Annotated in this window: 25 protein-coding genes and 1 tRNA gene; 16 read left to right on the top strand and 10 right to left on the bottom strand. The window is 68.4% G+C overall.

Annotated features, from left to right (window positions below; all coding sequences use genetic code 11):
• Positions 1-3 precede the first annotated feature (3 nt).
• The 5 genes from ACIBGM_RS04660 to ACIBGM_RS04640 are packed head-to-tail and all read left to right on the top strand — an operon-like array spanning position 4 to position 4,453.
• Positions 4-1,071: an Ldh family oxidoreductase gene (locus ACIBGM_RS04660; protein WP_396384501.1), complete on the top strand. Its 1,068-nt coding sequence runs from the start codon at positions 4-6 to the stop codon at positions 1,069-1,071.
• Positions 1,068-1,382: a putative quinol monooxygenase gene (locus ACIBGM_RS04655; RefSeq protein WP_396384500.1), complete on the top strand. Its 315-nt coding sequence runs from the start codon at positions 1,068-1,070 to the stop codon at positions 1,380-1,382. Before ACIBGM_RS04660 ends, ACIBGM_RS04655 begins: the two co-directional genes overlap by 4 nt.
• On the top strand, positions 1,382-1,795 hold the full coding sequence (locus tag ACIBGM_RS04650) for a cupin domain-containing protein (RefSeq protein WP_360519504.1): 414 nt from the start codon (positions 1,382-1,384) through the stop codon (positions 1,793-1,795). The genes ACIBGM_RS04655 and ACIBGM_RS04650 overlap by 1 nt, the downstream gene beginning before the upstream one ends.
• Positions 1,792-3,165, top strand: coding sequence for an aldehyde dehydrogenase family protein (locus tag ACIBGM_RS04645; RefSeq protein ID WP_396384499.1), 1,374 nt, complete (start codon positions 1,792-1,794; stop codon positions 3,163-3,165). The genes ACIBGM_RS04650 and ACIBGM_RS04645 overlap by 4 nt, the downstream gene beginning before the upstream one ends.
• Before the next feature lie 43 nt (positions 3,166-3,208).
• Positions 3,209-4,453, top strand: coding sequence for a glutamate-5-semialdehyde dehydrogenase (locus tag ACIBGM_RS04640; protein ID WP_396384498.1), 1,245 nt, complete (start codon positions 3,209-3,211; stop codon positions 4,451-4,453).
• Here the strand turns inward: ACIBGM_RS04640 and ACIBGM_RS04635 are convergent.
• Together ACIBGM_RS04635 and ACIBGM_RS04630 are read right to left on the bottom strand one after the other, a co-directional pair.
• The gene (locus tag ACIBGM_RS04635) at positions 4,438-5,070 is read right to left on the bottom strand and encodes a 4'-phosphopantetheinyl transferase family protein (RefSeq protein ID WP_396384497.1); all 633 of its coding nucleotides are present in this window, start codon (positions 5,068-5,070) and stop codon (positions 4,438-4,440) included. The two genes, ACIBGM_RS04640 and ACIBGM_RS04635, sit on opposite strands and share 16 nt — an antisense overlap.
• Complete coding sequence (locus tag ACIBGM_RS04630; protein ID WP_396384496.1) at positions 5,067-5,645, bottom strand: helix-turn-helix transcriptional regulator; 579 nt, start codon at positions 5,643-5,645, stop codon at positions 5,067-5,069. Before ACIBGM_RS04630 ends, ACIBGM_RS04635 begins: the two co-directional genes overlap by 4 nt.
• Positions 5,646-5,710: 65 nt before the next feature.
• On the opposite strand from ACIBGM_RS04630, the gene ACIBGM_RS04625 reads away from it, so the two are divergent.
• On the top strand, positions 5,711-6,598 hold the full coding sequence (locus tag ACIBGM_RS04625; protein ID WP_396384495.1) for an alpha/beta fold hydrolase: 888 nt from the start codon (positions 5,711-5,713) through the stop codon (positions 6,596-6,598).
• Here the strand turns inward: ACIBGM_RS04625 and ACIBGM_RS04620 are convergent.
• Entirely contained in the window at positions 6,585-7,451 is an 867-nt protein-coding gene (locus ACIBGM_RS04620; RefSeq protein WP_396384494.1) for a winged helix-turn-helix transcriptional regulator, read from the bottom strand. The genes ACIBGM_RS04625 and ACIBGM_RS04620 overlap by 14 nt on opposite strands.
• Positions 7,452-7,514: 63 nt before the next feature.
• Between ACIBGM_RS04620 and ACIBGM_RS04615 the strand changes: the two genes are divergently transcribed.
• Entirely contained in the window at positions 7,515-8,738 is a 1,224-nt protein-coding gene (locus tag ACIBGM_RS04615; RefSeq protein WP_396384493.1) for an MFS transporter, read from the top strand.
• Here ACIBGM_RS04615 and ACIBGM_RS04610 read toward each other — a convergent pair.
• Complete coding sequence (locus ACIBGM_RS04610; protein ID WP_360519480.1) at positions 8,640-9,095, bottom strand: Lrp/AsnC family transcriptional regulator; 456 nt, start codon at positions 9,093-9,095, stop codon at positions 8,640-8,642. The two genes, ACIBGM_RS04615 and ACIBGM_RS04610, sit on opposite strands and share 99 nt — an antisense overlap.
• Positions 9,096-9,245: 150 nt before the next feature.
• On the opposite strand from ACIBGM_RS04610, the gene ACIBGM_RS04605 reads away from it, so the two are divergent.
• From ACIBGM_RS04605 to ACIBGM_RS04580, 6 genes are all read left to right on the top strand, one after another.
• Positions 9,246-9,374 carry a hypothetical protein gene (locus ACIBGM_RS04605; RefSeq protein ID WP_360519477.1) on the top strand — a complete coding sequence of 43 codons (129 nt, stop codon included), beginning with the start codon at positions 9,246-9,248 and terminating at the stop codon, positions 9,372-9,374.
• A 79-nt stretch (positions 9,375-9,453) separates the two neighbouring features.
• Positions 9,454-9,612, top strand: a complete 159-nt coding sequence (locus tag ACIBGM_RS04600; protein ID WP_360519474.1) for a hypothetical protein — start codon at positions 9,454-9,456, stop codon at positions 9,610-9,612.
• A 21-nt stretch (positions 9,613-9,633) separates the two neighbouring features.
• Complete coding sequence (nadD, locus tag ACIBGM_RS04595; RefSeq protein ID WP_360519471.1) at positions 9,634-10,245, top strand: nicotinate-nucleotide adenylyltransferase; 612 nt, start codon at positions 9,634-9,636, stop codon at positions 10,243-10,245.
• Positions 10,246-10,255: 10 nt separating this feature from the next.
• The gene (gene rsfS, locus ACIBGM_RS04590; RefSeq protein WP_360519468.1) at positions 10,256-10,639 is read left to right on the top strand and encodes a ribosome silencing factor; all 384 of its coding nucleotides are present in this window, start codon (positions 10,256-10,258) and stop codon (positions 10,637-10,639) included.
• Complete coding sequence (locus ACIBGM_RS04585) at positions 10,636-11,283, top strand: histidine phosphatase family protein (RefSeq protein ID WP_396384492.1); 648 nt, start codon at positions 10,636-10,638, stop codon at positions 11,281-11,283. The genes rsfS and ACIBGM_RS04585 overlap by 4 nt, the downstream gene beginning before the upstream one ends.
• A 770-nt stretch (positions 11,284-12,053) precedes the next feature.
• Positions 12,054-12,126, top strand: a tRNA-Ala gene (locus tag ACIBGM_RS04580).
• Between the two features lie 7 nt (positions 12,127-12,133).
• Here ACIBGM_RS04580 and ACIBGM_RS04575 read toward each other — a convergent pair.
• The 4 genes from ACIBGM_RS04575 to ACIBGM_RS04560 form a co-directional block, all read right to left on the bottom strand.
• A complete protein-coding gene (locus ACIBGM_RS04575; protein ID WP_396384491.1) occupies positions 12,134-12,400 on the bottom strand; it encodes a tyrosine-type recombinase/integrase in 267 nt (88 codons plus the stop codon).
• 266 nt (positions 12,401-12,666) lie between these two features.
• Positions 12,667-13,098: a hypothetical protein gene (locus tag ACIBGM_RS04570; protein WP_360519459.1), complete on the bottom strand. Its 432-nt coding sequence runs from the start codon at positions 13,096-13,098 to the stop codon at positions 12,667-12,669.
• 1,785 nt (positions 13,099-14,883) lie between these two features.
• Positions 14,884-15,492 carry a DUF2867 domain-containing protein gene (locus ACIBGM_RS04565; RefSeq protein ID WP_360519456.1) on the bottom strand — a complete coding sequence of 203 codons (609 nt, stop codon included), beginning with the start codon at positions 15,490-15,492 and terminating at the stop codon, positions 14,884-14,886.
• Entirely contained in the window at positions 15,489-16,169 is a 681-nt protein-coding gene (locus tag ACIBGM_RS04560; protein ID WP_360519454.1) for a molybdopterin-dependent oxidoreductase, read from the bottom strand. Before ACIBGM_RS04560 ends, ACIBGM_RS04565 begins: the two co-directional genes overlap by 4 nt.
• A gap of 66 nt (positions 16,170-16,235) precedes the next feature.
• On the opposite strand from ACIBGM_RS04560, the gene ACIBGM_RS04555 reads away from it, so the two are divergent.
• Together ACIBGM_RS04555 and ACIBGM_RS04550 are read left to right on the top strand one after the other, a co-directional pair.
• On the top strand, positions 16,236-16,838 hold the full coding sequence (locus ACIBGM_RS04555) for a TetR/AcrR family transcriptional regulator (RefSeq protein WP_360519451.1): 603 nt from the start codon (positions 16,236-16,238) through the stop codon (positions 16,836-16,838).
• 293 nt (positions 16,839-17,131) lie between these two features.
• A complete protein-coding gene (locus ACIBGM_RS04550; RefSeq protein ID WP_360519448.1) occupies positions 17,132-17,839 on the top strand; it encodes a 4a-hydroxytetrahydrobiopterin dehydratase in 708 nt (235 codons plus the stop codon).
• A gap of 114 nt (positions 17,840-17,953) precedes the next feature.
• On the opposite strand, the gene ACIBGM_RS04545 is transcribed toward ACIBGM_RS04550, so the two are convergent.
• Both ACIBGM_RS04545 and ACIBGM_RS04540 read right to left on the bottom strand, forming a co-directional pair.
• Positions 17,954-18,280, bottom strand: coding sequence for a hypothetical protein (locus ACIBGM_RS04545; RefSeq protein WP_360519445.1), 327 nt, complete (start codon positions 18,278-18,280; stop codon positions 17,954-17,956).
• Positions 18,281-18,417: 137 nt separating this feature from the next.
• Positions 18,418-18,837, bottom strand: coding sequence for a DUF4279 domain-containing protein (locus tag ACIBGM_RS04540; protein WP_360519443.1), 420 nt, complete (start codon positions 18,835-18,837; stop codon positions 18,418-18,420).
• A gap of 322 nt (positions 18,838-19,159) precedes the next feature.
• On the opposite strand from ACIBGM_RS04540, the gene ACIBGM_RS04535 reads away from it, so the two are divergent.
• Positions 19,160-19,879 (top strand): class I SAM-dependent methyltransferase, encoded by a 720-nt coding sequence (locus ACIBGM_RS04535; protein WP_360519440.1) that lies wholly within the window; start codon positions 19,160-19,162, stop codon positions 19,877-19,879.
• Positions 19,880-20,075 lie beyond the last annotated feature (196 nt).

Raw genomic sequence — 20,075 nt, 5'->3', positions numbered from 1 at the left:
CGGATGGCGTCAGCCCAGCGGACCCGCCCGGAGGCGCTGCAGGCGTTCACCGAGGCCGTGCTGCGCGCCGAAGGCGTGCCCGGGCCCGACGCACACCTCCTGGCCGACACCCTGGTGACCGCCGAGCTGTGGGGGCACGCCTCGCACGGCATGCTCCGCCTGCCCTGGTACGTCGCCCGCCTCCGCAGGGGCGCGATGGAGCGGGTCACCCGGACCGAGCGCGTCCGCGACACCGGCGCGCTGGTGGTGCTCGACGGCCGCAACGGCATCGGCCAGGTCATCACCGACGAGGCCGTCACGCTGGGCGTCCAACGGGCCCGTGAGTACGGCGTGAGCGCGATCGGCATCCGGAACTCCGGCCACTTCGGCACAGCGGCGTACTTCACCCGCAAGGCCGCCGACGAGGGCTGCGTCGCGTTCCTCTGCACGAACGCCAGCCCGGCGATGGCTCCGTGGGGCGGCCGGAACAAGAGCGTCGGCACCAACCCCTGGTCGATCGCGGCGCCGGCCGGACGGCACGGGACGGTCGTGATGGACCTGGCCAACACGGCCGTTGCCCGCGGCAAGGTCTATCTCGCCGCCGAGCGCGGTACCGAGATCCCGGAGGGCTGGGCCGCCGACGCCGACGGCAATCCGACCACCGACCCGCGGAGCGCGATCGAGGGCCTGATCCTGCCGATGGCCGGGCCGAAGGGCTACGTGATCTCGTTCATGTTCGACGTCCTCGCCGGCGTGCTGACCGGCAGCGCCTTCGGCACCGACGTGGCCGGGCCGTACCAGCCGGACGCGCCCAGCGGAGTCGGGCATCTGCTACTCACGATCGACGTCGCTGCCATGGGCGACCCGGCGGCGTACGCCGAACGTGCCGAAGCCCTGGTCGACGCCACTCGATCGGCCGAGACCGCCGCGTGGGCGGACCGGATCCTCGTCCCGGGCGAGCTGGAGGACCAGAACCTGGCTGCCAACTCCGTCGCCGGCATCACCCTGACCGCCACCACCTGGACCAGCCTGGTCACCCTCGCCGCCGAGACCCAGGTCGACCTACCACCCACGGAGGAACTCGCCGAATGATCAGCCTCACCGTCTCCCTCCAGGTGGTTCCTGGACACCTCGACAAGTTCGTCGACGCGATCCGGGCCCAGGCCGAGCGCTCGTTCACCGACGAGCCGGGCTGCCTGTACTTCGATGTCAGCCAGGACCAGGCCGACGACCACCACTTCACGCTGTACGAGGTGTACGCCGACGACGCCGCCGTCGAGGCGCACCGCGCGGCCCCGCACTTCCCGGTCTGGCGGGAAGCCGTTGCGGCACACGTCGTACCGGGCAGCCAGGCCAACACCCTGGCCAACCGGCTCTTCCATCACTCTGCTGAGGACAACTGATGAACCTGCTAATCCGTCCGGGCGAGGTCGAGCCGTTCGACCGTGGCAACGGCGTCGTCACGCTGCCGTACGTCGGCCGCTGGAACTCCGAGACCAACCGGATCACCACCGGGCAGACCGTCTTCGCCCCGGGCACCGGGCTGCCGCTGCACAGCCACAACGTCGAGGAGTCGGTCCTGATCCTCGAGGGCGACGCGGTCGCGGTGATCGACGGCGAGGAGTTCGACCTGGTCGCCGGTGACGCGACCTGGGTCCCGGCCGGCGTCCCGCACCGGTTCTACAACCGCGGCACGACCCCGATGCGGATCTACTGGGTGTACGGCGGACGCGACGTGACCCGGACCATGACCGCGACCGGCGAGACCTTCGAGCACCTGTCGGACAACGACCGCGGCGGGTTGAGCGCCCGATGATCACCACGATCAACCCCGCCAACGGGAACACGCTGGCGACGTACGGCGCGATGACGCCGGCCGAGCTCGAGCAGGTCGTCGTACAGGCGGCCGCGGCGGCTGCCGAGTGGGGAGCCGTGCCGGTCGCTGCTCGTTTGGAGGCGTTGACGCGGCTCGCTGCTGAGCTCCGCGGCTCGGCCGACGACTTGGCCGCCGTCGTCACCGCCGAGATGGGCAAGCCGATCGGCGAGGCCGAAGGAGAGATCGAGAAGTCGGCTGTCACCGCTGAGTACTACGCGGCGAAGGGTGCCGAGGTCCTCGCCGACGAGCCGGTCGCGATCGACGGCGTGCGGGCGTGGGTCTCGTACGAGCCGATCGGGCTCGTGCTAGCGGTGATGCCGTGGAACTTCCCGGTCTGGCAGGTGCTGCGGTTCGCTGTACCGACGCTTGCTGCTGGCAACGGTGTGTTGCTGAAGCACTCGCCGAACGTGACCGGGTCCGCGCTGGCGATCGAGGCTGTCTTTCGCGCCGCCGGGTTCCCGGAGCACCTGGTCCGCACGCTGGTCGTGGAGGAGGCCGACGTACCGGAGACGATCGAGCGGCTGATCGCGGATGACCGGATCGCGGCGGTCACGTTGACCGGCAGCAACCGGGCTGGGGCCGCAGTCGGTGCGGCGGCTGGTCGGGTGTCGAAGAAGTCCGTGCTCGAGCTGGGTGGCTCGGACGCGTTCGTCGTACTGGCTGATGCGGATATCGAAGCAGCTGCTGCGGCCGCGGTCCGGGCTCGGTTCACGAACTCCGGGCAGAGTTGTGTCTGTGCGAAGCGGTTCATCGTCGAGGCGGCGGTGGCGGACGAGTTCATCGAGCGGTTCGTGGTCGGTGTGAAGGGGCTTGCAATCGGGGATCCGACGGATCGCTCGATCGCAGTCGGGCCGTTGGCGCGGGACGATCTGCGGGCCGCGTTGCAGCGCCAGGTGGACGCCTCGGTCGCGGCCGGGGCCGTGCTGGTCGCGGGTGGCGCGAGTGTCGACGGGCCCGGGTACTTCTTCGAGCCGACGGTGCTGACCGGGACCGCGCCGGGGATGCCGGCGTTCGACGAGGAGACGTTCGGGCCGGTCGCCGCGGTGGCGGTGGCTCGCGATGGTGATCACGCGGCCGAGCTGGCCGGCGCGACGCCGTACGGGCTGGGGTTGAGTATCTGGACCGGCGATCCGGATCGCGGTGTGCGGCTGGCGCGGCGGATCACGTCCGGCGCGGCCTTCGTCAACGCGGTCGTGGCCTCCGATCCGCGGGTGCCGTTCGGCGGGACCAAGCGGAGCGGCTACGGGCGGGAACTGGCCGCTGCCGGGCTTCGCGAGTTCACCAACACCCGGACCTACTGGGTGGCTTGAGACGGCTGGGCCGGCCGACGGTCGAGCACCCTACGATGGGAGGGTGAGCGAGATCATCGAGCTGGCCAGCCGGGCGCGCGAGGCGTCGTACGCGCTGGCGGAGGCCTCCCGGGCGACCAAGGACGCGGCGCTGCACGCGATGGCGGCGGCGTTGCGGGCGAACACGGACACGATCGTCGCGGCGAACGCCAAGGACGTTGCGGCCGCCCGCGAGGCCGGTACGCCGGAGTCCACGGTCGACCGCCTGGCGCTGAACCCGGCCCGCGTGGACGGGATGGCCGCCGGACTCGAGCAGCTCGCGGGGCTGACCGACCCGGTCGGTGAGGTCGTCCGCGGCTACACCTTGCCGAACGGGCTGGAGCTTCGTCAGGTGCGGGTGCCGTTCGGCGTGGTCGGCATCATCTACGAGGCCCGCCCGAACGTGACCGCCGACGCGGCCGGCATCTGCCTGAAGTCGGGCAACGCCGTGCTGCTGCGCGGGTCGTCCTCGGCGGCGGCGTCCAATGAAGCGATCGTCGCCGTACTGCGGGACGCTGCCACGGAAGCCGGTCTGCCGGCCGATGTGGTGCAGGGTGTGCCGACGGACCGGGCCGCGGTGAAGGAGCTCATGCAGGCGCGCGGGCTGGTCGACGTACTGATCCCACGTGGCGGGGCCGGCCTGATCCAGACCGTGGTGTCCGAGTCGACCGTGCCGGTGATCGAGACCGGGGTCGGCAACTGCCACGTCTACGTGGACTCCGACGCCGATCTGGATCTCGCTCTGGAGATCCTGCTGAACGCCAAGACCCAGCGCCCGAGCGTCTGCAACGCGGCCGAGTCCTTGCTGGTGCACTCGTCGGTCGCCGCCGACTTCCTGGCGAAGGCGCTGCCGGCGCTGGCGTCGGCCGGCGTGACGGTCCACGGCGATCCGACGGTGGTTGCCGCTGGCAAGGATGTGGCCGCGGCGACCGAGGAGGACTTCGGCGCCGAGTACAACTCGCTCGACCTGTCGGCCGCCGTGGTCGACTCGCTGGAGGCGGCGGTGCAGCACATCCGCCGGTACAGCTCCGGTCACACCGACGCGATCATCACCCGCTCCCAGGCCGCGGCCCGGCGGTTCGTCGCCGCAGTCGACTCGGCCGCGGTGGTCGTCAACGCCAGCACCCGCTTCACCGACGGCGGCGAGTTCGGCTTCGGCGCCGAGATCGGCATCTCCACCCAGAAACTCCACGCCCGCGGCCCGATGGGCCTCCCGGAGATGACGTCGACCAAGTACGTCGTGATCGGCGAAGGTCAGATCAGGACCTGAGCCGACCTGGTCTCGATGACGGGCGGCTCGGCGGAAACGACCGCCAGAGCCGCCGAGTAGCTGGGATCCACGGGTAGCTCGATCACCTGCATTCCCTCCGGGACACCGGTGACCGTTCGTAGATCCTCGCGGAGCCCGGCTCCGGTCGCCTTCACGATCGCCTCCTTGCGAGTCCACTGCCGCAGGAACGCTCTCGGCTTGTCGGCTGCTGCCGCCAGTTGCGCGATCTCCGCCTCCGCGAGGCTCAGCCGCGCCAGCCCGTCGACGTCGATCGCCGGATCGACCTTCTCCACGTCCAGCCCGACCGGGTGACTGCTGACCGCGACCCCGACCAGCTCCCCGGAGTGCGTGACCGACAACTCGACCCCGTCGGCCCGCACCTTTCCATGCGGCCGCCCGCAGTCCGGGCAGGTGCGGTCGAGGGAGATGCTTGCTGGAGGCAACGCGAGCCGGCTCGCGAGCACTCGCCGTACGATCGTGCATCCCAGCAGGAACCTCGCCTTGTCCTCCGGGCGCACGTAGGCCTGGTGGCGTTGACGTTCGACCGGATCCAGCTCGGTGGCGAACTCCTCCCGCACCTGCCCGATCCGCCCCCACCAGACCTCGACTTCCGTCACACCGGCCCCGGCTTCCAGGTCAGTGTGCCGTTCTGCAGATCGTCGACAATCGACTCGATCCAGCGCACTTCGGCCTGCGCGATCGCCTTCAGATACTCCGTTTCCAGCAACGCCCACCGCGGCACCGGCTGTCCGTCGTTCTCCGCGCTCAGGTCCGCGTCGTAGTCCCTGATCCGTTGGTCGAGCCGCTCTCGCCGTTCCGCGAGCAGCTCGCCGGCCGTCTCCGGCGGCAGCAGCATCACGAACGACAGCGCCGCCGGGAACTCGGGGAACTCGTTGCGCGGCGTGGTGATGATCTCGGTCAGCCATTGCCGGCAGACCGCCCGCCCTTCCTCGGTCAGGTGGTACGTCGTCCGCTCCGGGTAGCGCTCGTCCCGCTCGGTCGCGCCGACCGCGATCAGCCCGCCGTCCTCCAGCCGCTCGATCATCCGGTACAGGCTGGTGCGCTGGCCGACGTTCACGACCTGGTCCTTGCCCCACTGCTTGATCAGCCGCTGCATCCCGTACGGGTGCAGCGGCCCGTTCTCGAGCAGGCCGAGGATCGCGAGCGCGAGCGGGGAGCGGCGGTGGGTCATGGGTTCAGCGTACGTGTTCTGGATACTAGTTGCAATGTAACTAGATCGTGTGTGACTATCGAGCCATGATGACAACTGAGCTGACACCGGGCGCGGTGGAATCCTGCGACGGCACCCGGATCGGGTATTGGAAGACCGGCCACGGTCCCGCGGTCGTCCTCGTGCACGGGAGCATGGAGTCGAGTCGCAGTCATACGCTCCTCGCCCAGGCGCTGGCCGACGACTTCACCGTGTACCTGCCGGATCGACGTGGGCGCGGGCTGTCCGGTCCACATCGGCCTGACCACTCCGTGCGTACTGAGGTGGAAGACCTCTCCGCCGTGTTGGCCGACGCCGACGCCTCGATGGCGTTCGGGGTGAGTGCCGGGGGAGCAGTCGTGATGGAGGCGGCGCGGGCGTTGCCGGCGCTCCGCAAGGTCGCGGTCTACGAGCCCGCGTTGGTCGCGGACGGCGTGGCGCATCGGGCGTGGCTGGCTCGCTTCGATGACGAGATCGCCCGCGGGGACATCCCGGCCGCGATGGTGACGAGCATGTTCGGGCTGCAGTTGGCGCCGGCGTTCCTGAAGGTGTTCCCGCGGCGGATGCTGGCGCGGATGACCGAGAAGATGCTGCTCAAGGAGGAGCGTGGCGCCGAGGCGGACGCGGTCACCATGCGGAAGCTGGCGCCGACGATCCATCAGGAAGGCGTGATCATCGCCGAGTTGGCCGGCAGCTTCGACAAGATGCGCGCGGTCGACGCTGAGGTCCTGTTGATGGGTGGGAGCAAGGGGCTGCCGATTCTGAAGCCCGGCCGGGACGCGTTGGAAAAGGCGCTGCCGCACTGCCGGCGGGTCGAGTTCGAAGGTCTCGACCACGGTTCGTCCAGCGACCCGGGTGGGACGAACCCGCGCGGGAGCGCTCAGGCGGTCGGCCGGGTCGCGGCTGAGATCAAGGCGTTCTTCAAGCAGTCGTGAAGGCCCAGTCGACGGCCTCCGCGATGTCGGTGACCGGGTATTTGACCGCTTGTACGACGCGATCCGGGCCGACCACGAGTACTACGCGCTTCAATCGCTCGTACCCACCGGCGCGGAAGGTCGGCAGCCGGAGCGCGGCGGCCAGCTCGAGGTCCTGGTCGGACAGCAGTGTGTGCGGGATCTCCTCCGACGCCGCGAATGCGCGCTGTTCGTCCGGGCGCTGGGTGCTGACGCCGCGGATGGCGATCCGTTGGGCGGTGAACTCGTCGTACCTCGCTCCGAAGAGGCGGTTCTCCAGCGTGCAGCCGCTGGCGCCGGCGATCTCGCTCCAGGCGTCCGGCAGCGGGGTCGGCCGGCCGGTCGCGGGATAGCCGAAGAGGACGGTCGCTCGGGCGTCCGGGTCGACGACGTCGAGCGCCGTACCGGTTGTGGATGGCAGCTCGATCTTCGGGATGTGCTGGCCTTCGAGTTGATGGATCCGGTGAGCGGGCGGCTCGTCGTCCTCGTTGGTGCCGGTGAGTGAGCCGTCGCCGAGCAGCCAGCGGTCGCCCCAGTCCTGGAGCGCGACCAGCACGGGGAGCAGCGCGCGGCCGCGCGGAGTGAGCCGGTAGGCGTAGCGGGTCGGTCGGTCCTGGTACGGCGACCGCTCGACGATCCCGCTGTCGAGCAGGTCGGTCAGTCGCTCGGTCAGCACCTTGCGGGAGATGTGCAGGGATTCCGCGAGGTGGTCGAAGCGATCGACGCCGCGGGCCAGGTCGCGGACGATCAGCAGCTCCCAGCCGTCGCCGATCACGCCGAGGGACTGCGCGATCGCACAGTCGGGCTCGGGTTCGAAACTGCTTCGACGCACCACGGACTCCAGATTAGAGTAAGTTCCTGTTGGGAACTCACTCTACCTGTGTCCTGGGGGTGTGCCATGTACTGGCGACGGATCACGGAACTGCCGGGCTGGCTCAAGGCGGTGATGGTGGGCCAGCTGGTGAGCTCGGCCGGGGCGCTGGCCTGGATCTACCTGACGCTCTACCTGGTCGAGGACCGCGGCATGTCCGCGCAGCAGGCCGGCTTCGCGGCGGCGGCGTACGGCGTCGGTCTGCTCGGCGGGAACCTGGGCGGCGGCTGGTTCGGCGACCGCTTCGGATTGCGAAGCGCTGCGGTGGCCAGTCAGCTCCTCTGGGCTGTCAGTTGTACGGCGATGCCTCTGGTGCCTACCGCGGCTCTCGGTCTGGTTGCCGTGCTGGCCGGGCTGTTCGGTGGAGCGAGTCGCCCCAATCTCAGTGCACTGGTCGCGACCGCGCTGCCTGACGAGCGCCGGCGGGAAGGCATCGCGTTGTCGCGTACGGCGAGCAACGCGGGCTTCACCATCGGACCACCGTTGGGTGGACTGCTGGCGGCGTACGACTTCTCGCTGGTCTTCGTGCTCGATGCGGTGTCGAGTCTCGTGCTGGCTGCGATCGTCTGGCGATTCGTGCCGGGTGGGCGTCGTACGGCTGGGGTTGCGTCGTCCGGGATGTGGCGGGTGCTGCTGCGGGACCGGGCGGTGTTGGTGCTGTTGGCAACGATCGTGGTGGTGGACACGGTGTACCGGCAGGTGTTCGCCACGATGCCGCTACTGCTGCGGGATGCGGGCTCGCCTGCGGTGGCGTATGGCGTGCTGATCGGCCTGAGCTCGGTCGTGATCGTGTGCTGTGAGGCGCCGCTCGCCGTAAGGCTGCGGGGTCATCGGGCGTTGCGCGTGATCGCGGTCGGATTCGGGTTGGTGGGCGTTGGGCTGGCCGTGCTCGGGGTGTGGCCGGCGCTGGCTGGTGCGACGGTCGCGATCGTGGGGATCACGGCGGGGGAGATGCTGTACAAGCCGACCGCCACCGCTCATGTCGCCGACGCTGCGCCCGAGGGGATGGTCGGCCGGTACTCGAGTCTGTACGCCGCCGCGTCGATCAGCGGGATGTTTCTCGCGCCGGCCCTTGGTGGGTCGGCGTACGAGCATGCGCCGACGTTGCTCTTCCCCGTCGCGGCCGCGCTCGCGCTTGCGGCCGGCGTCGTACTAGTCCTGCTCGGGGAGCGGCGCGGGGCGGCTCTCCCAGCGGGTCGACAGGACGACCGTCGTTCGGGTGCGGACCACGCCGTTGACGCGGCGCAGTGAGCCGACCACCGCTTCGAGCTGGGTGACGTCGGGCACCCGGACCTTCACGACGAGCTCCTGGTCGCCGGCGACGAACCAGCAGTCCTCGACCGCGGCGATCTCGCGGACCTGGTCGACGATGTCGTCGGTCTCCACGTCGTCACGCTGGAACAGTCCGATCAGGGCGCTGGTGCCGAGCCCGACCTGCTCCGGCGCGACCACCGCACGGTACCCGAGCAGCACGCCGCGCTCCTCGAGCCGGCGGACCCGTTCCTGCACGCTCGGGCCGGACAGGCCGACCACGCGGCCGAGCTCGGCCCAGCTGGAGCGGCCGTTCTCCCGGAGTGCCTCGAGCAACTGGCGGTCGATTGCGTCCATCGGCGTGAACCTCCCCATTCACCGCAGATTCATAGGCCCACAGCCTATTCTACCTTCAATTCGTTTGTCCGACCTGCGTGCGCGACGTAGAATATGTGGTATCGGGACTTGCTCGTCCCGCTACCGTCCTACCTACCCAGTGAAGGAATCATGATCACCCCCGAAGTCGCCCGTGCCCACATCGACGAGCTGCACCGCGTCGCCGCGGAGCGCCGTCGCGCCGCTGCGGTGCCGTCCGCCTGGCGCCGGCTGCTGACCCGTCACATCCGCCACAGCTGACCCTCCCTCCGCGCGACCGGTGCCCCGCCCGGGTGCCCGGTCGCGCTCGTGTGTGCGATCACGAGATAGGCTCTGCGTCATGCAAACGCACCTCCTGCCGCTGCTGGCGGCCGTCGAAGAGGCCGCCTCCGAGGCTTCGCACATCTCGCCGTGGTGGTACGGCGGGTTCGCTCTGTTCGTGCTGGTCCTGCTGCTCGCCATCACGGTGATCATGGGCAAGGGCCGGCCGCACAGCTGAGCGGCGTGACGAAGGGCTGATGTGGCTTCTGTGGAGCGGGTACGGCGCCTCGGGGTGATGGGCGGCACGTTCGACCCGATCCACCATGGGCACCTGGTCGCGGCCAGCGAGGTGCAGTCGTACTTCGACCTGGACGAGGTGATCTTCGTCCCGACCGGCCAGCCGTGGCAGAAGTCCGAGCGGAAGGTCTCACCCGCCGAGGACCGCTACCTGATGACGGTGATCGCCACCGCCTCGAACCCACGGTTCTCGGTCAGCCGGGTCGACATCGACCGGCCGGGACCGACGTACACGATCGACACCCTGCGCGACCTGTCCAAGCTGTACCCGGACGCCGAGCTGTTCTTCATCACCGGCGCCGACGCGCTCGCCCAGATCCTGACCTGGCGCGACGTGGACGAGATGTTCAAACTGGCCCAGTTCGTCGGCTGCACCCGGCCCGGGACCGAGAGTCTCGAGCTGCCGCTCGACAAGCTGCCGATGGACCGGATCACGCTGCTCGAGGTGCCGGCGCTGGCGATCTCGTCGACCGAGTGCCGGCAGCGGGTCGCGAAGGGGAACCCGACCTGGTACCTCGTGCCGGACGGGATCGTGCAGTACATCGCCAAGCGTGAGCTCTACACCAACCGTTAGAAGGAACCAGATGCCAGCCAGCGAACGTGCCATCGAGCTGCTCACCGCAGCCGCGGAGGCGGCCCACGACAAGAAGGCCGAGAACGTGCTCGCCTTCGACGTCTCCGAACAGCTCGCCATCACCGACGCCTTCCTGGTCGCGTCCGCCTCCAACGACCGCCAGGTCCGCGCCATCGTCGACGCCGTCGAGGAGAAGCTCCGGGTCGACTTCGACGCCAAGCCGGTCCGCCGCGAAGGCGCGCGCGAAGGCCGCTGGGTGCTGCTCGACTACCTCGAGATCGTCATCCACGTCCAGCACTCCGAGGAGCGCAGCTTCTACTCCCTCGAGCGACTCTGGCGCGACTGCCCCACGATCCCGCTGCCCTCGCCCGTCCCGGGACCCGCCGCCGAATGACCGCCGGGCGACTGATCGTCTGGCGCCACGGCCGGACCGAGTGGAACCTGCAGGACAAGATCCAGGGCCAGGCCGACATCCCCCTCGACGACGTCGGCGTCTCCCAGGCCCGCTCCGCTGCCGCACGCCTGGCCTCGCTCGCCCCGACCCGGCTCTTCGCCAGCGACCTCCAGCGCGCCGCCGCGACCGCCGGTGAGCTCGCCGCCCTGACCGGCCTCAAGATCGAGTACGACGAGGCCCTCCGCGAGATCGACGTCGACGACTGGGCCGGCATGACCATGGCCGAGCTCGCCGCCATCCACCCCGAAGCCGCCGCCCGCATCCGCGCCGGCGAACCCCAGCGCCGCGGCACCGCCGGCGAAACCGTCGAAGAAGTAGCCCTTCGCTTCTCCGAGTCCCTGAGCCGGATCGCGGCCCAGGGCTCCTCGGAAGACACCATCGTCGTCGCCACCCACGGCCTCGCCGCCCGCGTCGGCATCTGCGTCTTCCTCGGCATCCCCCCAGCCCACTGGCCCGCCTTCGGCGGCCTCGCCAACTGCAACTGGGTCTCTCTGCTGCCGAGCCGCAACCTCCGCTGGCGCATCGAGGAATGGAACGCCGGCTCCCTCCCCGAACCAGTAATGAGCGACGACCCCCAACGCTGACGGACCCCGCTCAACGGACACCGCCCAAAGGACACCGCCCAAAGGACACCGCTCATAGGACACCGCTCCGCGGAGGCTGTCTCTTGGCGCCTCCGGCGCGGCCGCCAACCGTCATCCCACGACCTGCCCCCGGCGAACCAACTGGGTTGGTGGTGGACGCCAAGCGGACACCGCTGCGCGGCGGCAGTCCTATGGGCGCCTCCGGCGCCGCCACGAACCGTCATTCCGCGACCTGAACTCGGCGAACCACCTGCGGTGGTGATGGAAGCTGAGCGGTCACCGCTGCACGGCGGCTGTTCGGTGGGCGCGTGCGGCGCTGGACACCGCTCTGCGGCGGCAGTTCTCGGCGCGGCCGCGAACCGGGCATCCGACGTATTGCGTTCGGCGAACCATTCGCACCAGTTGGCACAGTGCCGTTGCGCGGTCTGCTGTTTGTGGTGCCGGCGGCGCTGCCGGCCCGAGTGAGCCGGCGCTGCGGTGGCTTGTGCTTCGGACGTGCCTGCTCGCTGGGAGATCTGTGGATACTGGGGCAGGTGTGGTCAAGGACACGTCGCGGTGGGCTCCTGGCCTTGCCGTTCAAGGCTGACGCAGACTGGCGCCCGCCGTACCCAGCAGGGCTTGCGCGCGTGCTGGGGAACGGTGTCTAAAGGCAGCCTCGACGCTTCAGGGACCCCTCGGCAGCCGCCCCCGGAGCCCGCGCGCGCAGGCGCTTATCCGATTTTTCTTTGGAGCCACTCATCCGCTAAACTTCCGGAGTCGCAAGACACCGCGGGGCTTTGGCGCAGTTGGTAGCGCGCTTCCATGGCATGGAAGAGGTCAGGGGTTCGAATCCCCTAAGCTCCACCGCAGCTCAGAGGCCGGTTTCCCTCTCGGGAGACCGGCCTCTTTCATGACCTGAGTGTCTAACTGAGTGACTATCGGTCCGCAGGCAGCAGCCCGTCCATCGCCTCAAGACCGGCCGGAGCTGGTGACGGTAGACCGTCTCGGTGACCTGGGTGCTCTTGTGGCCGACTAGGAGCGAGATCTGCTCGATGCTCAGACCGCTCTCGCTGAGCAGTGACACGAAGCCGTGGCGCAGATTGTGGTGCTGCCAGCGATGGCCGGCTGTCTGACGCATGACCACTTGCCTCTGCAGGTGTCCAGCGAGTGCAGCGACACAGCGATCGGGAAGTCGAAGGGTTCGACGCGAGCGGCGGGCGCAGATGATGCTGCACCGAATCGCTATCTTGTAGCGGGTGATGCCGGTCTGTACGAGCTGCAGGGTGAGCGATATTGCTCCGTGGCGGAGACCTACCACCCGACGGACTCAAAGGGCTGCCAATGACTCTGGACCGTGCGGCGGGACGCCAAGGTGACTTCCTGACCACACGTAAGCGAGCTGGTTCAAGGACCTGAGAGCCCGCTCGCCCGGAATACCCGCTCGTGACCTGTGCATGGGATGGCATCGGCCTGCTTGGGGGTCACAAAACCTCCCCCGACGTACACCTCGTCGCCCAACCGGGCGGCTGTCTGCCCCACGGCATCAATCAAGGCAACCTCGCCGTCACGGATCGCGATGCTCCAGCCTGTCGGCCAAGCGACGTCGACGAGCTGATAGCTGGTCTCGAAGCGCACCCGGCGCTGGCCGTCGACGACTGGGGTGCTGACTTCCATGCGAACTACCAAGCAGTCTGTCGAGGCGTCGACCTCTAGTGTTCCGATCAACTGAGCCTGCAGGTCGATGGCCGGAGTTGCACGCTGAATCGTGAGGCCGGGTAATCGACCACCAGCATGCTGTCGCGGGTCCCACCGGTCGCTCGGGTAGGGCGGGGTCATGTAGGCACGATAGGCGCCCCGCGACTCGGGAGGTAGGGAATCTGTCGACCGTTGGGTCTACGTTGAGATGCGAGCCAGGGTTAGGTGATCGGCTGCTGCGGGAGCCGACAGTTGAGTGTCTAACTGAGTGACAACAGCCTCGCTCTGGCGTGCACGCCAGAGGACCCCATGGACATCCGGCCGGGCCCGTCACACGAGAGCTTGGGGACCACCCGTGAATGGCATGGAAGAGGTCAGGGGGTCGAATCCCCTAAGCTCCACCCAGGTCAGAGGCCGGTTTCCCTCTCGGGAGGCCGGCCTCTTGCATGACCTGAGTGTCTAACTGTCTGCGGGCAGCAGGTCGTCCATCGCCTCGGCTTCCTCGGCCAGCATCGGCCGGAGCTGGTGTTGGTAGACGATCTCCGTGACCTGCGTGCTCTTGTGACCGACTAGGAGCGAGATCTGTCCGATGTTAGATCGCTCTCGCTGAGCAGCGACACGGAGCTGTGCCGCAACTCCCGCCGTCCAGTCCGCTTTGCCTAGAACGCCCCGTCAGGTCGAATAAGCATCCGATTCAAGCTGGGAGACGCCCTGCGCGAGGCCAAGATCCACGGAGACAGCGGGACGTTCGTGAGCCTTGCTGGGCGCACGCCAGCGAGGGATGACACACCGGGCGGCATGGAAATCGCGGGATGGCGGGTGGCGGGCACACTATGAGCGTGGATGATCTCCGGAGTCCTACGCCGCCCCGTCTCGACCGCTTCCTGACCTATTGGTATGGGCCGGCGGACCGAGAGCCCTCGGACCCTGCGAGCGGCGACCGACGGCTTCCCCGTCCGCTTCGCGAGTGGTTCGAGGTCACGCCCCAGTGGTCGGCGTCCCTGGCGCAGCAGAACACCGTCCTGGACGGCGAAAGCGTATGGATCGAGGACGGCAAGCTTGTCTTCTGGGTGGAAACCAGGGTGTCTGGACCTGGGCGGTGGACCCCGACGTTGACGACGGCCAGGTCTACGACCGGGAGCCCGAGGCCGATCAGTCATGGCAACTCGCGGGTGTTCGGCTGTCCGTGTTCCTGGTTCACGTTGCGGCCTTCGAGGCGATCTTCAATGCGCGACTCGGCGGGACCTCGGCTCAGATCAGGCCTGAGCATCCGAGCGAGGTTCTGGCGCCACTCGCTCCGATACCCGGTCCTGCCTGGCGCTGGCCCTCTCCGGGACACGACCTGTACTCCGGCGACGGTCTGCTCGCTATGGCAGGTCCGAACTACGGGCCGGGGGAGACACCGGAGACAGCCGAGTACCGAGAGGTTTTCATTGCCGGACGAGACCGATCAGCGCTGGATTACCTCGCGGGCATCGATGGCATCGAGTGGAACTGGTCGTCGTGGCGTGACGAGGCAGAAGCAGCGCGGAGGTCCGAGCCTGTTGAGCGCCCAAACCAGGGTCAATAGCCGCCAACATGAGCGTAATCGGATGGGCTGCGTGTAGGTCCGGGTGCGGGGGGAGCGAGTGACTAGGTGAGTGACAACCGCCGCGCATCGGTCCTTGGAGAACCCAGGGTCGCGCAACCGTCCCCGGGGGTCGGGCTCGAGGTATGGCGTGCTCACGTCGTACCGCACCATTGATGCCAGACCCAGCACCGCGTGCTTGGCGCACGCCGCCTCAAGGCCTCGCCGCCACGACTGTTCGGCACCGGCCGGCATCACGGTGGTCCGTGACGCGGTTAAACAAGTGTCGTCGTACCGGCCGGGGACCCGGCGTGGGCGCAAGGTGCTGGGCCGCGCTGACAGGGGTACAGACTCGCTCGTCAGTGCTGTTGTGACCAGGTTCGTTCGAGGTGCCGCATGAGTGCCGGATAGACGATCGCATAGCGGAATGGCTTGATGAAGGCCATGTACGCCTTGCCGAAGGTGCCGCGGGGTTTGACGTAGACGGTCATCTGCGCGCGGTAGCGGCCGCTTCCCTGGTCCGCCCACGCCAGGTGCATCACGCCGTACATGGTCCGGTTCGAGATTTCCTGGGCGAGTTCGGTGCCGGTGCGGTACAGCGGCCGGAACGGCTTGTCGGTGAACTGCGATGCCGAGGACTTGTCGCAGAGGTCCTCGGGGAGCCGCACGAGCAGCGATGGTTCGCCGGTGCCGGGAACGGGTGGCCAGACGCCGGCGGCGTCTGCGGAGGTCGAAATCCGCCCGAGTCCGAACGCGCGTCCGAGCAGGTCGCGAATGCCCCACAGCAAGCGCACCGGCAGCGGCGCGGACGCCGGAAAGTCGAGGGATTGCTGCGTCTCGATGACGGCAGGAAAATCGAGCGCGCCGCCCTCGATGGGAAGGGCCCAGACGTCCTCGACGTCGAAGTCGGGCACGATGTCGTCGATGATCCAGTCCTGGGTCTTCAGCACGTCGTTGGGGAGTTTCATCGGTCTTGCGCTCCTTTCGCGCAGAGGGCGCGGATGGGGCGGATCAGCGGGCGGTAGAACGGCCGGATCAGCCGTCCCGGGATGTGGCCGTGGCGCTCCTCGTGCCAGACCCGAGCCCGGGGATGGCCCTCGATCAGCCGGCCGATGATGCTTCGATCGAGGCGATGTGCCGGCAGCGTGGAACACACCTCGACCTGGCACAGGTGCTTGATGCTCATGTAGCCGTACTGGGCCGGGCTGACCAACCGGATCGGCGCGCCGTGATCGCCGCCGAGTGGGCCCCCGTTCACCCGGTCCGCGAGTAGGACGTCGTCCGCCAGCGCGTCCTGCAGCTCGACCACGGAGCTGATCCCGTCCAGACCCACGAACGCCAGGTGGCTGACGCAGACCTCCGCGTCGAGCGCCGGCTCGACGAAGGCGCGAAAGAAATCGGCGAACCGCACCCCTTCCCACCGCAGGTCGGTCGCCGTCCAGCCGGAGACGCAGTGGAAGTCGGCGACGATCTTGCGCCGCGGCAGCGTGGCGAGCTCCGGCAGCCGCACCTCCGACGGCTTGCGCATGACGCCGCTGATCGCGATCACCGGATCGTCTGGCACCGCGGGCGGCGGCCGGTGCAGGTGCGTGCCAAATCGCGGGAACCCCTCGACGCTCCGTTGTCCGGGCGGAAGTGGCAACATCACAAACCTCCTTTTACCGACCGACGGTCGGTCACCGACTAGCAGTCAGTCTTTTATGCTTGCCGGGTGACTGTCAAGAGGCTGCGGGAACGGCAGGCGGAGGCAACCCGTGAGCTGCTGGTCGGGATAGCGCGCGAGCGGTTCGTCGAGCAGGGCTACAAAGCGACCGCGATGGACGACATCGTCCAGCGTGCGGGTCTCGCGAAGGGCGCTCTCTATCACCACTTCAGCGGCAAGGATGCGCTGTTCAAGGCGGTGTACGACGTGGTGCTGGACGAGACCGCTGACGCGGTGATGGCCGCGGCCTTGGCCGAGGAGGATCCGTGGGCCGCGGTACGAGCGGGCCTGTCCGCGTTCCTCGACGCTTGTCTGCGACCGGCGTTCAGGCGGATCGTGATCATCGACAGTGTGACCGTGCTGGCCGCCCGTGCGTGGGACAGCGGCACAGAAGGCGTCGAGCTGCCAATGCTGCGGACCGTGTTGACGCCGCTGGTGGACAGCGGGGCGTTGCCCGGTGTCGCACTCGATGCGCTGGCGCACGTCGCACTGGGTGGTCTCTACGGCTCAGCCCTCTACATTGCCCGTGCCGCCGACCCCGAGGCCGCCCGTGTCGAGGCTGACGTGGTGCTGGACGTCGTCCTGCGCGGCGTGCGGGAGGCGACCACCTGATTAGTGCGCAAATCGAGACAGCCCAACCACCAAACCCCAGGTCACAGGGCTACGCCCGCGCCAACCCCGCCTCGTGACAAAAGTCAGGTCGCAGATCACCTGGCGGACGAGCCCGTCTTGAAGACGTCGAGAAACTCGTCAGGCTCCGGTGGGCGACCACCGTGTCCGCCGTCGGGTGATGCGCGACACTCGTCCGCCAGGTGATCTGCGACAGTCGAAAGCACGGTTGCGGCAGATCCGGTTGTTCATTGCGCTCGTGCGTCGGGCTGATTCAGGGGATAGGGTCCCCGTCCATGGACATGCTGAAGGGCGAACAGATCGCCGAGGCGAACCTGACCGACTGGCGCAAGCTGGCCCAGGGACTGCATGCGCGCTACGTGATCGACGACTTCGGCACCGGCGCACGGTTTGTCGCCGCGGTGGGCGAGGCGGGCGACGCGCTCGGCCACCACCCGCGCGTGTCCATCGGTAAGGGGTATATCGACTTCAAGTTGGTCAGCGACGACGCCATCTACCGTGACGACGAAGGCACCGAACACGTTGTTGAATGGGTGACCCAGCAGGACGTCGACCTGGCGCGACGGATCACCGAGATCGCCGTTGAGCACGAGGTCGACGCCGATCCGGCTTCGGTCAGCGATATCGAGCTCGGCCTCGACACGGCGCGCTCCGCGACCATCGCCCCGGTGTGGGCCGCGCTACTGACCGGGAGCGCCGATGCCCAGGGCCGCGGGACCCCCGGGGACGAGATCCGGGATGCCACGGGACGGGTGCCAAACCTGTGGTTCGGGGACGCCGACGAAAACCAGGCCCCGGGTCAGCGGTTCCACATCGAGGTCTATGTGGCGCCCGAGGTGGCTGAGCAACGGATCGCCGCTGCCGTCGCCGCGGGTGGGACCGTCGTCGATGACAGTGATGCGCCCTCGCTCACCGTGATCGCCGACCAGGACGGCAACAGGGGAATCGTCTGCGTCGACGCGTCCGCTGCGAAGAAGGATTGAACCGGCAAGTCGGGTCACCCGTGGCCTGGCCGCGGGTCACCTCTGCCCGCGGGATCGCTCATCGGCAGTTCGCGCCGCACCGTCAGCGGCATGAGCGTGCGGCTGAGGCGCAGGTTATCTGCTCATGGCTGTCGCAAGCAGTGGCCCCGCGTGCTCCTCAACGAGAGGCACCCACTCTGGCCACTCCAACGTCCGACCAAGGAGGCGTGCTGCAGTCCAGTAGTCGATCATGCTGTCAGTGGACAGCAGCAATCGCTCAATCCAGGCGAAGACATCGCGCAGGGCAGCCGGGTCGCCAATGGCGTGAGGCATCACATCGTGGCGGAACACCCAGTCGACGCGCCCCGCGGGATCTGCGCCGGCGTCGGCCTCAAGAGCGGCGGCTGCCTGCGGAAAGCTCCTTAGGAACTCCTCTTGGATGTTGTCGCTTGTGAGCAACACGCCGACACGCTAGCTCAGGTCGGAGTCCACTCATCGTGAGTGCACCGGACAGCGGCAGATCCGGACGTTGCGAGGGTCAGCCACAGTTCGGGTCGTTGACGGCTCGGGAGCTTACGCACGCTCGGGCGTGCCAGCCCTCAAACGCCGTACTCGTCTGCCTGGATCTCCGCGCCCATGCTCGCAAGGAGCCCGACTTGCTCCGGCGAGAGCGCCCAGCCCAACGCGCCGCCTCCGCCCTCTTCGTCGTCGAAGTAGCGGACGAGCATCAGGCCAGCTTGGACGTCACCTCGATCAACGAGCTGACGCACCTTGTCGGCAACCGGTTCGATCCGTCGGAGGACTTCGCCGGCCTGCTCGTCGATGCGGGCGTGTCGATCGCAGCCAATCTTCCAGGCATGCTCCACGGGAACCGACGTTGGCGACGTTCGTCGGCTACCCATCACGGTCGCCTGATCGGCGGCAAGCCCAAGAACCTCCGTGACCTCAGCCGCCGAAACGACTTGACTGGCGATCCAGAAGTAGCACGACTGCCGCACCTTCCACGGCTCATCCGACATACTGCCGAACCCTATGCGGCCGAAGTTCAGGCGGCACCCTGAATTCGGCCTGCCGGCGCGGATCGCGGCAGAAGAGGATGAGTCTTCCGACGTGCTGCATGTTGAGGATGGGTGCCCGCTTGTGGAAGCAGCACGGCGACCAGATGGCGTCCCCTTCCGCGGTCGTGTTCCTGCTTCCAACAGCAGCAGCGGCCGGTCCGAGCCGGCGCCCGCCAGGGCGCATCCTTGGAGGAGAAGTGTTGTCGATTGCGGCTGACACACGCTGCGATGCGCGATCCCGGAGCTGACAGCCCGTCTGGCATCCGAGAAGTACGCTTGGCCGGTGTTCTCGCCTCAAGGCCCGTCTCTGCGTGAACTGGCGATCCAGGCGATGTCCTCGGTCGAGCGCGGCTACGACCTGCTCGCTCCGAAGTTCGACCACACGCCTTTTCGCACCCCCGAGAGCATTCTTGACGCGGCCGCCGACGCGCTGCGTCCGCTCGGGCCGTTCGGCCGAGGACTGGACGTGTGCTGCGGCACCGGTGCGGGCATGCGGGTCCTGCAACCCCTGTGCCAAGGACGGATCACGGGCGTCGACTTCAGCACTGGCATGCTCGCGCAGGCGCGCAGTGCGCACCCGGAAGCCGAGTGGGTACGCGCCGACGTCCGGGCCCTGCCCTTCGCCGAGGCCTTCGACCTGGCGGTCAGCTTCGGAGCGCTCGGGCACCTCCTGCCCGCCGAGCGGCCCGCGCTGTTCGCCGGGGTGTACCGCGCGCTACGGCCCGGCGGGCTATTCGCGTTCCCGATCGGCGCGCCGCCATCCATCACCTCGGCCTGGTACTGGGCGCTGCTCGGATTCGATCTGGCGATGCGGGTCCGCAATGCCGTGTGGCGTCCCCGGTTCGTCATGTACTACCGCACATGCCCGCTGCACGCGGTCCGCAACGACCTGACAGCAGCCGGATTCATCGTGACGACGGTCCCCTTGGCGGCTCTGGGGCGACGCGAGGACGGCAGCCCGCGGTGCCGGCTTGTCCTCGCGCGCAGAACCAGCACGCCCTGACTGATACTCACGCCGCAAAGCTCAGGACCGCAACTCGGCATGCGGGGGCGCAATCTGCGGCTACCGGGCGACTGCGAGTCAGGCTAACTGGCCGGAACGGCAGTTGAGTCCCCGATAGTGGTGTAGCGCGGTCGCCGAGCTCGTCGACGAGGAAGCGGTCACCGCGTGATCCTTCGAGTCAACCTTCCACAGAATC

The organism is Kribbella sp. NPDC050470 (assembly GCF_044458365.1).
Taxonomy (GTDB): Bacteria; Actinomycetota; Actinomycetes; order Propionibacteriales; family Kribbellaceae; genus Kribbella.
The sequence above is the reverse complement of the archived record's forward strand: the minus strand, read 5'-3'. Positions and strand labels throughout refer to the sequence as shown.

What these genes read in the sequence shown, in the direction of transcription:
- ACIBGM_RS04660 (WP_396384501.1), top strand. Translation starts at nt 4, where the DNA reads ATGGCGTCAGCCCAGCGGACCCGCCCGGAGGCGCTGCAGGCGTTCACC.
- ACIBGM_RS04655 (WP_396384500.1), top strand. Translation starts at nt 1,068, where the DNA reads ATGATCAGCCTCACCGTCTCCCTCCAGGTGGTTCCTGGACACCTCGAC.
- ACIBGM_RS04650 (WP_360519504.1), top strand. Translation starts at nt 1,382, where the DNA reads ATGAACCTGCTAATCCGTCCGGGCGAGGTCGAGCCGTTCGACCGTGGC.
- ACIBGM_RS04645 (WP_396384499.1), top strand. Translation starts at nt 1,792, where the DNA reads ATGATCACCACGATCAACCCCGCCAACGGGAACACGCTGGCGACGTAC.
- ACIBGM_RS04630 (WP_396384496.1), bottom strand. Translation starts at nt 5,645, where the DNA reads ATGACCCACCGCCGCTCCCCGCTCGCGCTCGCGATCCTCGGCCTGCTC.
- ACIBGM_RS04625 (WP_396384495.1), top strand. Translation starts at nt 5,711, where the DNA reads ATGATGACAACTGAGCTGACACCGGGCGCGGTGGAATCCTGCGACGGC.
- ACIBGM_RS04615 (WP_396384493.1), top strand. Translation starts at nt 7,515, where the DNA reads ATGTACTGGCGACGGATCACGGAACTGCCGGGCTGGCTCAAGGCGGTG.
- ACIBGM_RS04610 (WP_360519480.1), bottom strand. Translation starts at nt 9,095, where the DNA reads ATGGACGCAATCGACCGCCAGTTGCTCGAGGCACTCCGGGAGAACGGC.
- ACIBGM_RS04605 (WP_360519477.1), top strand. Translation starts at nt 9,246, where the DNA reads ATGATCACCCCCGAAGTCGCCCGTGCCCACATCGACGAGCTGCACCGC.
- ACIBGM_RS04600 (WP_360519474.1), top strand. Translation starts at nt 9,454, where the DNA reads ATGCAAACGCACCTCCTGCCGCTGCTGGCGGCCGTCGAAGAGGCCGCC.
- rsfS (WP_360519468.1), top strand. Translation starts at nt 10,256, where the DNA reads ATGCCAGCCAGCGAACGTGCCATCGAGCTGCTCACCGCAGCCGCGGAG.
- ACIBGM_RS04585 (WP_396384492.1), top strand. Translation starts at nt 10,636, where the DNA reads ATGACCGCCGGGCGACTGATCGTCTGGCGCCACGGCCGGACCGAGTGG.
- ACIBGM_RS04575 (WP_396384491.1), bottom strand. Translation starts at nt 12,400, where the DNA reads ATGCGTCAGACAGCCGGCCATCGCTGGCAGCACCACAATCTGCGCCAC.
- ACIBGM_RS04570 (WP_360519459.1), bottom strand. Translation starts at nt 13,098, where the DNA reads ATGACCCCGCCCTACCCGAGCGACCGGTGGGACCCGCGACAGCATGCT.
- ACIBGM_RS04565 (WP_360519456.1), bottom strand. Translation starts at nt 15,492, where the DNA reads ATGAAACTCCCCAACGACGTGCTGAAGACCCAGGACTGGATCATCGAC.
- ACIBGM_RS04560 (WP_360519454.1), bottom strand. Translation starts at nt 16,169, where the DNA reads ATGTTGCCACTTCCGCCCGGACAACGGAGCGTCGAGGGGTTCCCGCGA.
- ACIBGM_RS04550 (WP_360519448.1), top strand. Translation starts at nt 17,132, where the DNA reads ATGGACATGCTGAAGGGCGAACAGATCGCCGAGGCGAACCTGACCGAC.
- ACIBGM_RS04540 (WP_360519443.1), bottom strand. Translation starts at nt 18,837, where the DNA reads ATGTCGGATGAGCCGTGGAAGGTGCGGCAGTCGTGCTACTTCTGGATC.